Here is a 14,388-nt window from a genome sequence, read left to right on the forward strand (position 1 = left end):
ATAGTTTAAAGAAAATAAATGTCTGCTTTTCCCTAAAAGTTCAATTGAATAGAATCGATCATGTTCTCTTCTTCCACGCCGCTGCCGCCCAATTCGATATGTTCGATTTGAACGCTTGGTTGTTCTATAATCGCGGATAAGATACGTAAATAGTCGTTTGATAAAGCTTCGATTCTGCTTTTCTTAAATAGTTTCTTCGAGTATTCGAACAGACCGTGATATTTGTCTTGATCCGCTTGAATCGACAAGGTCAGGTCAAATTTGGCAACCGGATGCTGAAGCGTATACGGCGTGAATCGAAGGGAATCGAGTTTCAATTCAGCTTGATCGAGATTTTGCAGCACAAACATCGTATCGAACAAAGGGTTACGGCTTGAATCTTTTGGAAGATGTAAATGCTGGATCAATTCTTCCAATGGATAGTCTTGATTTTGATAGGCATCAAGCATGTTTTCCTTTACTTCATTTAAGTACGCATCGAATGTTTTACGGCCTGCCGGGTGATTGCGAATGACTAACGTATTGACGAACATTCCCACAACAGGCTCTACATCTATATGAGTTCGGCCGGTGATTGGCGTCCCTATGACAATATCCTCTTGTCCGCTGTATTTGGATAAAAGAATCGTATAGGCCGCCAATAAAATCATATAAAGAGTTGCTCCTGTGGTTTCTTCCATTTGGCTTAAGCGCTGTTTCAATTGTTCCGGTATAAGAAATTCAAATGATTCGCCTTCGTAATTGCGTATGGAAGGTCTTTCGTAATCCGCAGGCATATCCAGTGCAGGAATGTCATCATGAAACCGATTCAGCCAATACGCTTCCTGGTTCTTGATGTTTCGTCTTTGAACTTCTGTTTGCTGCCAAACCGCATAATCCTTATATTGAATGGAAAGCGGTTCCGGTTCGTTCCCCTCATAGAGTTGACTTAAATCTTTCATCAGAATATTCATGGACACGCCATCGGAAATGATATGATGCATATCAACCAGCAGCACATGCTTTAGAGGTTCAAGTTCAATCAGTCCGACTCGCATCAACGGCGGCTTGGTTAAATCAAACGCTTTGATGAAATCAAGCACACGATCTTCCACTTCTTCCTCTCTCGCTTGAATTCGTTCTATTGTAAATTCGACGCTCAGATGAATACGCTGTGCCGGTTCGCCTTCATATAGGTCAAAGCTGGTCCGCAAAGCTTCATGACGTTCGATTAATTTTTGGAAAGCGGCGTTTAATCGGACCAGATCGATGTCCCCTTCTACACTCATGGCACCCGTCATATTGTAAGTCAGCTCGCCGCCCTCAGCATGGCTTAACAGATACATCCGTTTCTGAGCTGAAGAAACTGGATAATAGGGCATTTCCTTTGCAGCAGGAATCGATGCATATCGATTTTTTTCCGTGCGTAACGCCATGTCAGCCAACTGTTCAATGGTTGGAAACTTAAATATGTCTTTTAGAGACAGATTCACATCCAGCTCTTTGTGAATTCTGGCGGCTAAGGCCGCCGCTCGAATGGAATTTCCTCCAAGATCAAAGAAATTATGCTTGATCCCTGCATGGCTGATCCCGAGCACCTCTTGCCATAAGGCTGTCAGCTTGGATTCAATCTCATTGCCCGCCGGGACATATTCGGCTGTCTGCTGCAAACTTGCCTCTGGCGCGGGCAATGCTTTACGATTTATTTTCCCGTTGGACGTTAACGGCATATGCTCCAGCTGGACAAAATAGGACGGAACCATGTAATCCGGCAGCTCCAGTGACAATTGTTCTCTAAGCTGCGAACCTGGTACAGGTTTGCCGCTCACATAGTAAGCACACAATTGTTTTAAGCCGTCCTCTTCTTCTCTGGCTAAAACTGCGGCCTCTTGAACCGCCTCCACATTATGCATCGCTGCTTCGATCTCACCAAGTTCGATTCGATGTCCTCTGATTTTGACTTGTTCATCGATTCGGCCCAAATAGACAAGATTTCCATCCCGCAATCGCTTAGCCAAGTCCCCTGATTTGTACATCTTCGTTCCCGGGGTATACGGGTTATCAACGAACTTCTCTGCCGTTAAATCTGGGCGATTCAAATAACCTCTGGCCACACCTGCTCCGCTGATATAAATTTCACCGGGTACCCCGATCGGCACCAGGTTCCTGCTGGTATCCGCCACATAAATGTTCGTATTGGCGGCCGCAGTGCCTATTGGTACAAATTCTCGCCTATCCTGTTTAGCGTCGTAACGATAAATCATACATCCGACGACTGTTTCCGTCGGTCCGTATTCATTAAATATGTCCAGCCGGCCTTTAAACTGCTCGCTGATACTGTGGGCCAGGCGGGTGCTTAAATTTTCTCCGCCCACAATCATTTTTCGAATTGTCGTTTTATCGGCTATATTCATTTCTTTGAGTACATGCAAATGCGCCGGGGTCAATTTGATCATGTCTATTCTTGGGTCCTGCATAATCGTTGAAAGCACCGCGCTTTTGTCTTCTCCATCGTAGACAATGACGGTATTTCCCGTGACCAACGGTGTAAAAATCGACGTCACTGTTAAATCGAAAGAGACGGACGAGTACAATGGGAAATTGGTTTTCTCGCCCTTCACATAAACCTCTTTTGCCCACCAAATATAATTGGCTAACCCTCGGTGCTCAATGAGTACGCCTTTCGGATTCCCCGTGGAGCCCGACGTATAGATCATGTAAGCCAAATCATGCGTATCGCTGATCGGTTCAAGATTCGAGCGATCCCCATGATAAGAACTTTCCTCATCCAACAGCACAACGTCACCATCATACGTTAATTGTTTATACAGTTGGTGCTGTGTCAAAACAATTTCCGCCTCTGAATCTTTCAGCATATATTGTATCCGATCCTCCGGATACTCCGGATCAATGGGCACGTATGCGTTGCCGGATTTTAGAACAGCCAAAATTCCAACAATCAGCTCGATACGATGCGGGCAGATAATGGCAACGAACCGATCCGCTTTTACGCCCTTCGTTCTTAACGTTCGCGCCAATTGATTTGCCCGTTCATTGAGCTGCCTGTACGTGTACCGCTCATTGCCAAATATAACGGCTTCATGATCAGGCCGCTGTTCTGCTTGCTTTTCAAACCATTGGCATACCGTTTCATCGTTCGGATACGGCGCCTCAGTATCATTAAACTCCATCAGCAAATGATGCCGTTCGATGTCAGATAGCATAGGAACGGAAGACAAAGATATCTCCGGATCTTTGACAAGGCTGTCCAAAATGTGGGTATAGTGTCTTGTTATCTGTTCAATAGTTTCCTGTTCAAACTGCCCTGGATTAAAATCGAAATGCATCTCTAACTGCTCTCCGTCATCCTCAATCGTTAGCATCAAATCATATAAAGAGACTCCGGGATTTCGTTCTTTCACCCTATACGTACATCCGTTTTTCTGGATCTCATGAAAATCAATATTTTGAAACACAAACATCGTGTTAAACAGCGACTTTCCAGTTGTTTCCCGCTGTACATTTAATTTCTCCACCAGCCGGTCAAACGGATAATCCTGATTCTCAAATGCATCAAGCGTATGCCGCTTGACTTCTTCCAAGTAATCCGCAAATCTTTTATTGGCGTGCGGCTTGGTCCGAATCCCGATGGTTTGAATGAAAATTCCGATCATGCTTTCGATATCCGGATGATTTCTTCCGGAAGCAGGCGTGCCTACGACGATATCTTCTTGGCCCGTATATTTGTGAAGCAACACTTTGTAAGCAGCCAGAAGCACCGTATACAGAGTCGTTCCCGCCTTTTGCGCCATATCTTGAAGCGAACGGGTTACATTTGGCTGCAAGGAGCACGTCACGCGCTGTCCCTCAGAAGACCATTCCATCGCTCTTGAACCGTCTGTCGGCAGTTGAAGGATGGGGATTTCTTCTTTGAATTGCTCCAGCCAGTATTTCTCCTGCTGCTCCATGGTCTCTCCAATTAACCACTGGTTTTGCCATTCTGCGAAATCTTTATATTCAAATTCAATTTCCGGCAATGGCTCATGATGATATAGAGCGAATAGCTCGTTCGTAAGTATGCTGATGGAATAACCGTCCGAAATGATATGATGCATATCGATGAGCAGTTCCGCCTGCTCGTTGTCGATCTTGATCAACTCCGCGCGAACCAAAGGAGCTTGTTCCAAACAGAAAGGTTTTACAAACTGATCTGCATAGGCATCAAATTCTTTCCGATCCATCGCACGGACATGAACGTTAAAATCAAGCTCACTTGCAATTTTCTGTACAATTTCGCCATCTATAATGTCAAAAGAAGTGCGAAAAGCTTCATGCCGCTGCATGACTTGTTGAAGGGATGCGATCAAGGCTTGCTCATCGTATTGCCCTATAATCGATATTTGGCCAAACATATTTTGCGACAGTTGATTCGGTTCCATTTGATGCAGGAAATATACTCTTTGCTGCGATGGCGATGTCCGGTAATAGGCTTTCTTCTCAACAGCCTTCATCGGGAGGTGCATGACTTTCTTTTCACTCCCGATCAAACTCGCCAGCTCCTTAACAGTCTGATGATTGAAAAATTGCCCTATGGAAACTTTTTGATGAAATGTTTTCTGAACTTTGGAAAGCATAAGCGTCGCTTGCAGCGAGTTTCCCCCCAGAGCCAGGAAGTGATCTAATCTGCCCACCCGCTCAAGGCTGAAAAGGTCCTCCCAGATCTGTGCCAGCTGCCGCTCCGTTTCATTTGCCGGCTCTTCGTAGACGGCAGCAAGATTTGCCGTTTTGCTTAATGTTGAAGAGACTCGCTGCTGGTGACTGGCATACAGCTCTTGTAAAGCTTGCTGTTCTTCATCGGAAAACATCATCAAGGCGTCAAGAGGAACTGAATCCCCATCAACCATTTTTCGCAGCAATTTCGCAAAGCCTGCTCCCCACTTTTCCATGATCTCCGGACTGATGACGTTCGTATTAAAATCGAAATCAAGAACATATTCTTGATCCACGTCCGTTACGTTAAGAAATAAATCGTATGAAATGCATTTCATAGGATACGCAATGGGCTCAGCCTCCGCCTTTCCGAAATGCAGCTTTCGAAAAGGTCTGTCCAAATTAAAAATAATACGCATATCCGGCACTTGATCGTGCGGAAGCTGTCTGGCCACCAGTGTCATCGGAACAGCTTGATGCCGCATGACTTGATTCACGGTTTCCTTCATACAGTCGAGGTAACCGGATAAGGTGTTTTCTGCAGAAGCCGTATTCTTCACCGGAACCATATTGACACAATTCCCAATTAGCACATGGTGTTTCATATGTGCTTGACCTGCTGTTGGAATCCCGATCACAAGGCCGGACTGCTTGGTAAGCTGGTGCAGAAAAAGATGAAATGCACCCAGCATGGTCACAAATACGCTATTTTTCATGCGAATGCTTAATGACTTTAAAGCCTCGCTTAAAGGTCGCCCCAGTCTAACCGTACACCTATCACCCTCATACCCGTGCGGATAACGGGAAGAGGCCGCGCTGGGCAAGAATGCCTGCGGTATTGGTTCAGAGAAGTGCTCCCGCCAATAACGGACTCCTTCTTCATAATGGCCGCTGTCGATCTGCGCTTGCTGCCAATCTAAATATTGGTGAAACGGAGTAACCTCATCCGACGGAAGCAGTTTTCCTTGTATAATGGCGGCGTAAGTGCTCTCCAGCTCTTGTACAAAAACAGCGATCGACCAACCATCGGCAATGATATGATGGAATGTTAGCACAATCAGATGTTCGTCTTGGTTCGATTTAAGCACATGAACCCTAAACAAGGGCTTCTGTTCGTGAAAATGAAACGGACGCTTGGCATCTTCCGTCAGCCATTTTTGAATTTCCGCCTCATGATCCGGGTGATCGGTAAAATCGATGACAGGAATTTCTACATTCATCCGTGCTTGCACTTGCTGTACTTCGTCATCGGCATGAATGACCGTGCGTAAAGCGTCATGGCGGTTGACAATATGCTGCACCGCTTGTTCTAACAGCGTATGCTGCACTGCCCCTTTCACTTTTAGCATAATGGATTGGTTCAGAGCCGCAGAAGCTTCATTCCCATAATGGGATACCATGACCAATTGTTGTTGTTCAGGAGAAAGCTCGTACGTCTCGTGTTCTTTATGGCCTCCGTCATCAGGGGAATTCGGCCCTTCCGGAATAAATCCGCCCCGGCGAAGATCTTTCACCGTTTCTTGAACGGCTTGAATGATATAAGCAATATCATCCGAGGTATGAGCCGTAGACAAGAAGCAGTTGCGGCCTTCCCAAACATAGACACCTTTATAATTGAGATGGTAAAAGAACAAATCATTATCAACCGATGAGACAAACCGGAATAAGGAACCGAATTGAACCATACGAATAGGCACTTTCGATTGTTCAAAATAGTGATTCAATTGATCGACCAAGTAGGTCGTCTTTTGATTTAATCGCTCATACAGATTTTCTCCCTCGGATTGTAGATGAAGAAGCACGGCTAATGACATTCTCATGGTAAGCGGGTGAGTATTGAAGGTGCCGGCCACAAACGTGCGTTTCTCCTCGTTCGTTGGATAGGAATCGTCTCCATACTGCCAGACTCCGCCGTCGATCGTATTCATGAACTCAGCTTTTCCGGCAACAATTCCTAACGGCTGCCCGCCGCCGATGATTTTCCCGTAGGTCACCAGATCGGCTTGAATGTCGAACCATTCCTGCGCGCCGCCGAGACCGATCCGAAATCCCGTAATAATTTCATCCATAATGAGGGCTGTCCCGGATTGTTGCGTGATCGCCCGCAGTTCTTTCAAAAATAATTTCGGCTGCAAGTCCGGTCTTCGGCTTTGCACCGGTTCTACCAGTACGGCTGCCAATTCATTTCCCAGACTGCGAATCACGTCCAGCGAATCCGGATTGTTGTAATGCAAAATAATCAAATCATTCATAAAGTTTTGCGGTATGCCCGGAGCCAGCGGATTTGCAGGCGCAGCCCCGCCCTTCGTATTGGCTACCCCTAATACGCCGTCAAACGTACCGTGATAAGAGCCCGAGAACACCACAACTTTCTTTCTTCCTGTTGCCGCCCTCGCCAAACGAAGGGCAACCATGACTGCCTCTGTTCCGGAATTATAGAAAGCGACCCTTTCTACCCCAGTGCATGCGCGGATTCGATCTGCAACTTCTCCGGCGACATTCGACATCGGACCAAGCGGCGGCAATGCCGATTGGGTTGAATCATGGATGACTTGCGTAATAAAGGATGGATGATGTCCAAAAAGGTTTACCCCGAAGCCCATGGTGATATCGATATATTCGTTTCCATCAATATCCCACATCCGGGAACCGTCCGAACGTTCGGCAATAATCGGGTATACCATTTCCTTCCAATACGAACGGAAACTGGACAAGTTGCGGTTATTTGCATGAGCAAATCGGGTTTCGTCCGTATATTGCTTGGAACCTTTCGTTTTGTCTACGTATTGCTCGATAAAAGTTTCTAAATATTGTCTTTGCTGTGCAGTATAGTGTCCCTGTTCATGCAAGTGCTGCGGCTGGAAAGGAACATAAGGCTTCGCTTCTTGAGTCAATTTCTTTTCTGCAGTCACAGATGGAGTCCCCTGCTTGGAAGAAGGGATCGATTTTTCTTGCGCTTTCACGTATTCTTCCGCTGCGGAATGATGGCTGCTGTTTCTCAACAAATTAAAGCTATTCAATTGAGCTTGTAAGGTGTCCTGGATTAATTGATTCTGAGAAGCAATAATTTTTTCCAGCATATGCCCTTGATGATCTTCTCTATGATCCGATTCGGGCTGTGCTTCTGAAATGACAAGCTTTTCTTGCGCCGGAACACTCTCTTGGACCGGAGCGGACGCAGACGATGGAGCGGTCTCTGCCAAGTAATCTACGACACTTTGAATGTTGTTCATCGTATCAAAAAAGCGTTCCATCGGGATGTCCACATCAAATTCATCTGCAATGGCTTTTTTGACCTGGGTCAGCATGATGGAATCCATTCCGAACCCGATAAAATGGGCATCCAGATCGATTTCATCCGCTCTGATTCCCGAAGCATTACTAATCACAGTCTTCAAGAAGGATTCAATATGCGTCTTCGTATGATTGATATCCAATGCTGCTTCTCCTCTCTCTTTACCTTCCTTAGAGCGCAAATGGTCAGCTTCAGCCCAGCATCGATTCCGTTCAAACGGATACAAGGGCAATGGAGTTTTTTGTACAACTTCATTGGAATATACCGCACGCCAATCAATCACGGCTCTTTGCACAAATAATTCGGCGGCACGATTCAGCCATGTGATTCGTTCATCCTTCGTACGGGTACGCTCCTCGACCAGACGAGCAGCTTGTTTATTCAGCTTTTCTTTATCGGCAGGCAGCATTTCCTTCATATTCTTGTAACCAAAGTATACCTGGGGAAGATTTCTATCGCCTTGAATCAAGCAGGTCAGCTTATCTATTAATTCTTGCTTACTGGTTACAATCATGGCTATACAATGATCCAAATGAGCCCTGCCTGTACTTGCTGTATAGCAAATTGACTTCAATGAAGCTTGGCTGTCATCCGAAATATATTGCCGATACCGCTGGGCAAGTTCATAGAGTGACGTTTCAGTATGGGCGGATAAAACAAATAGGTGCGGCTCATTTTCAGCCTCCGGTATAAACTCACCTTCACGAGTATATTCTTCCAGTACCACATGCGCATTCGTTCCGCTAAAACCGAACGAGCTGATTCCGCATCGCAGCGGTCGGTCACCAGGCGTGAAGTCCATAACTTCTTGATTTACGTAAAATGGTGAAGATTGAAAACGAATTAACGGATTCGGTTTATTAAAGTGCGCTAATGGCGGGATTTTTTTGTGATTCAGCATGAGGACAGATTTTATCAATCCAGCGATGCCTGCCGCTTCAAACAAATGTCCGATGTTCGATTTAACGGAGCCAATCGCACAAAATTGTTTCTTTGCCGTATACTTCTCAAACGCTTTACAAAGACCGTTAAATTCAACCGGATCGCCAAGCTTGGTTCCAGTGCCATGCGCTTCGATAAAAGACAGTGTTTCAGGAGCAATGCCCGCGTCTTTCCAGGCCATCTCAATGACCTCGGTCTGAGCTGCCGGATTCGGTGCGGTGATTCCAGCGGTTGTCCCGTCTTGATTCATCGCGCTCCCCTTTATTACGCCATAAATATGATCTCCGTCGCGAACCGCATCCTGTAAAGGTTTCAACAGGATTGCCGCCACGCCTTCGCCAGAGCCTGTGCCGTCCGACTCTTCGCTGAACGTTTTGGTAAATCCGTCTGAAGACTCCATATCGAGTCCGATACGCACCGGCAACAGCGATGTTCGAACACCCCCGGCGATCGCCATTTCACAATCGCCTGTAAGCAAAGATTTACATGCCATATGAACGGCAACAAGCGATGATGAGCAAGCCGTATCCACGGTGACCGCCGGCCCTTTTAAATTTAAAAAGTAAGCGATTCGACTCGCTAACACGGAGGGAAGATTCCCTACAATATATTGATGAAGTTCCTCCGGATAATTCGCAGAGAGGAGACGTTCGTAATCGTAGCCCACCTTCGAGTACCCTGCATATACCCCGACCTGACTCCCGCTAATGGTGTCGCCGGCATAGCCTGCATCTTCAATCGCATGCCATGCGGATTGCAAAAACAGCCTTTGATTGGGGTCCATGAACTGTGCGGTTTTAGGAGCTAAACCAAAGAACGAATAATCAAATCGATCGACTTCATCTAAATAACCGCCCTTAACAAACTGACTTTCATTGAATTCGCTTTGAATGGATCGTAAATAATCCTTCGCATCTTTGACTCTTGGTTCAGGAAATTGTCGAATGCCGTGCTCTCCTCTTTCCAGCAGGTGCCAAAAATCACTTTTATCCGATGCTCCCGGAACATTGAGCGACATCCCGATAATGGCGATGTCTTTCGACGAAACACGGCTTAGCTTAGTATCGGCTTGCTTAATTTCAGCATGGCTTTCAGCCAGAAATGCCGCTAAATCTGCAATAGAAGGATATGTAAATAAATCAGCAACCGCAAGCTCGCGCCCAAACCTTTGTTCTATGCGTTCGGCAATTTGAGATAACTGTAATGAAGTTGCGCCCATATCAAAATAACTATCGTTTAGGTGAATCTTTTTCCCAGCAAGCTCTTCGGAAAAGATAGACAGCAATTCCGTTTCTATCTCATGGATGGGAGTCTGACCCGGTTCCTTCTGATGGCTCTCCAGAAATTCCTTGATTGTGGCAGACTCTATCGAAAATTCCCCTGTCTCATACTGCTTAGCGAGTTCATATCGCTTAACCTTTCCGCTTGTCGTTTTTGGCAGCTTTCGGATCGGAAGGACTTCTTTTATGCTCCAGCCGCCTCGTTGGTACAAATGCTTTTTAATGTCTTTGACAAGCGGTGCGAATTTTTCAGGGGATTTTTTGAAAACAACAAAGAGCACGATTTCTCCGCTTCGCGTCTCTTGATCATATACACCGCAGGCTGCAACTCTTCCTAAATCAATCTCTTCCATTTCAATCGCGACCCGTTCAATATCATGAGGATACACATTTTTTCCGTTCACAAAAATAATGTCTTTTTCTCTTCCGGTTACGACTAAGTTACCTTCTCTGATGAAACCAAGGTCACCCGTTTTTATCCAGCCGTCAGGAGTCAGCGCTCTGTCCGTACTCTCGGGGTTGTTATAATACCCTCGGGTCACATTTTCCCCCTTGATCTGGATATGACCGATGATTCCGTCTTCTAATCTTTCGTTTGCTTCATCGCTGATTCGAAGCTGACAGTAGTCAATGGGCTGTCCCACTTCGACGAAAGAAGCGCAGTTTTGATCATCTTTGCTGACTTCCACGGCTCTTTCACCGAGATTTAAATGATCGCGATGCAAATAAACAGGAACAAATTCTTCACCCGTTTTAGAGAACGATGCGCCAACCGAAGCTTCCGCTAAACCGTAAACATTCAAAATGGCGGATCTTTTCATATTGAACGTTGCGCATCTTTTCAAAAATTCGTCACACAGCTCTGGCAATATAGGTTCCGCACCGTTTGCGATGACCCTGATATGGGATAAATCCCAGTCTAAACGTTGTTCATTTTTCAAAAATTTAAGGAAATAGTTGTATCCGAAATTAGGAGAGGATAGGATGCTGGCTTTATGTTCGTGAGCTTTTTTCATCCAAAGAATAGGTCTGCGGATAAATAATTCTGTCGGCATGAGATTTTGATTGATTCCGGACAAGATGGGAACTAGGTGGCAGGCAATGAGCCCCATATCATGGGTTAAAGGCATCCAAGATAAAAAAGCATCTTTCAAGTCAATAGACAGGGCATTCCGAATGGCACACGTGTTATGTATTAAGTTATGATGGGTTAACATGACTCCTTTCGGGTCCCCTGTCGATCCGGAAGAAAATTGAATGAAGGCCAGTTCATCTGCATCAGATTCATATAATGAAGCGGGATGATCGTAGGTTCGATCTTGAATAATGTCAGATTTCTCGTTTAATTGATGATGGAAATCTTGTAAATCATGTTCTGCAGCGTATTTTTTTATTTTTTCCAATACCTTTTCAGAGGCAATCAGAAACGGATTGTTTAATATATTCCAAATGCGCCATACCTTTAGCTTATGGTCATCATCTTCTCCGATACTGACCGGTACCGGGATCATTCCTCCTAATAAACAAGCCCAAAAAGCGACGACAAATGATTTGTTTTCTTGGATTTGAAACACAATTTCTTGCTTTGGCTGAATGCCGATATGTTGTAAGTAACCGAGAAATCCTTGCGCCTCATCAAACAATTGGCGATAAGATACAAACGTCTCGTTTTTATCGGACTCGATAAAACGGATTCCGTGATCCGTTGTATTGCTTCTTTCCCGAATGACATCGACTAAAGTATGAAATTGATTGGTAAACATAGGTTTCCTCCAAAGCAGCTTTATTTTAAAATCCGCAATTGTTCCATAGCCGGAATTTGTTTAGCCTCAAAAATGAATTGACATAAATGGATCGAATGATCGAGCTCTTCTTCTGAAAGTTCGTGTTCGTTTCTTTCCATTCTCTCTTTGAGCAGTTGTAACTGCGCAAATAATGGCGTCGCCAGATTGGAATAGGCCAATGCATCTTTGTTATAATTTCGCGCAATGATGGATTGAATCATCATTTTATGCAGCTGCTTCTTGCGTAAATGGACAACATTTTTATGTCTTTCCGCCGAATTGGAAAGGTAATGAACGTCAGATGTTTGACCTAAAGAATAAGCTGCAATATGATTTGTTATTTTTTTCAACAGACTGACCAAGACGTTCTTGGGACCCATTTCGATGACTTCCGTGACCCCATGTAAAAGCAAGTAATGAATTGATTCTGCCCATCTTACCGGGCTCGTCATGTGCTGTTGCAAATGTTCCCCGACCGAATTTCCATTGCGGTACGGCCTCGCTGTGACATTCGAAATGATGGGCCATGCAGCATCCTGGAAGGTATACTGATGTAATGCAGCCTGGAATTGTTCGGATGCTGATTGCATCATCGAACTATGAAAAGGAGCGCTGACGTTCAAATAAGTGTGCTTAGCCCCCCGTTCCTCCGCTATCTTGATGACACGTTCCACAGCTTTCCGATGTCCGGAGATCACATGCTGCTGATCTGAATTCATGCAAGCTACGCCTGCCGGAAAGTCTTCCGTCGACATTTCTGAACATATGTCTTGCAATGTTTGGAGATCGATCTGAGTTACTGCGGCCATCGTTCCCAGCTGCTGGGGATCTGCATTTTGCATGAGAACTCCCCGCTGCCTTACAAGCTTAATGGCATCTTGAAAAGAAAGAGCGCCGGCACAGACAAGAGCTGAATATTCTCCTAAGCTATGACCTGCCAGAAAGTGCGGTTTAACTCCTATTTCTTGTATATACACTTGAAAAGCAATGACACTGACCGTTAAAATGGCGGGCTGCGCATTCATCGTCTTAGTCAATTCTTTTATATCTCCGTCAAAACACAGCTTTTTTACATCCATGGAGATGGCATCGCTCGCCTCTTCAAATAATCTCTTCGCGAGCACAAAATCATTCCAAAAACTTTTACCCATCCCTACAAATTGAGAACCTTGTCCAGGAAATAAAAAGGCAAGACTGTTCATTAGCTCCCTCCAATCCCATCGCAAAAATATCCATAATAATACAAAATATTACTTTATATAACACCATATCATAATTATAGCAACCCTGTATAGAAGACTTTTGGAGGAGTTATATTCGTTTTTGCAAGCGACTAGATACCATCTATCCATAAAATAAAATATAGTGCCAAAACCGAAAAATCAGTCTTCTGCCATGTTAATCGTATTTCACTTTCCGCTAAAAACGATAGGCCTGATGGGGGTACGGCAAATGCGAATTTACAACGTTAAGAAAATTTTCAACATTAAAAAGCCTAATTTCTCAATTTGATGCTGAAAAATTAGGCTCCGTTGTTCAATAAGATTAAAAAATGATTTAGTTACCAGTTCTATTTATAACAACTTCAGGATTGCTTTGTAAGTTTTTTTCTTGCATAAACATTCTTAAGCTATATACAAAAAACACACTTTGAACACCGTCTAAAGCATGGTAATTATTTAAACTAATATAAAACTGCTAAGTTGATTTTTTTAGCTCAGCTATTTATTGAATTCATTAACTGGAAGAAGTATTCAGGTTGATGAGTCTTATTTAGGTTATACCATGAATGCAATGTATCTGGTGCAAATACATCTAATTTTTTCAGTACTTCCATCGCAAATTCCAGAGGAGCTACTCCTGAGGCAGTAACCAAATTCTCACCAGATACCGCAGGTCCCGTCTCATAAAATGTTTCTCCTTTATAATGAGGACAGACCATTTTAATATACTCTAAGTTATTGCTAGTATGCTTTCTAGAGTCTAGGTACCCCATATTCGCCAGTCCCTCTGTTGCACCGCAAATTGCAGCTACAATAGTGCCAAGCTCTAAAGCTTCGCCAACTTTTTTCAAGATAGGCTGATGAATATCTTCTCCCCAAGTATTCCCTCCAGGTAAAATTAAAAGATCTTTACTCTCAAGATTACACTCATCAAGGGGAATGTCTGGTTTTATATTCAACCCTCCCATCGTAGTAATCATTTCTTTATTAGCTCCTACTGTAACTACTTTTAAAGGTGCTGCATCTTTTTTGAAATATCTTCCCGAATTTAGTTCAGCAATTAAATATCCATATTCCCAGTCTGACATTGTATGAAATACATAAAGATAAACTTTTTTTGTTTGCATCCAATAACACTCCAATCACAATTGATATAGCCTATTATAATATAACTT

At 44.2% G+C, this 14,388-nt stretch carries 3 protein-coding genes; all 3 read right to left on the reverse strand.

The annotated features are described in order from the left end of the window. Positions 1–32: 32 nt before the first annotated feature. Entirely contained in the window at positions 33–11,969 is an 11,937-nt protein-coding gene (locus AAHT65_RS17160; RefSeq protein ID WP_343310564.1) for an amino acid adenylation domain-containing protein, read from the reverse strand. A 20-nt stretch (positions 11,970–11,989) separates the two neighbouring features. After that, a complete protein-coding gene (fabD, locus tag AAHT65_RS17165) occupies positions 11,990–13,192 on the reverse strand; it encodes an ACP S-malonyltransferase (RefSeq protein WP_343310565.1) in 1,203 nt (400 codons plus the stop codon). Positions 13,193–13,707: 515 nt separating this feature from the next. Beyond that, positions 13,708–14,340, reverse strand: coding sequence for a type 1 glutamine amidotransferase family protein (locus tag AAHT65_RS17170; RefSeq protein ID WP_343310566.1), 633 nt, complete (start codon positions 14,338–14,340; stop codon positions 13,708–13,710). Positions 14,341–14,388: the final 48 nt, after the last annotated feature.

Origin of the sequence: Bacillus atrophaeus, from assembly GCF_039519175.1 — a bacterium.
GTDB classification, from domain to species: domain Bacteria; phylum Bacillota; class Bacilli; order Bacillales; family Bacillaceae; genus Bacillus; species Bacillus atrophaeus.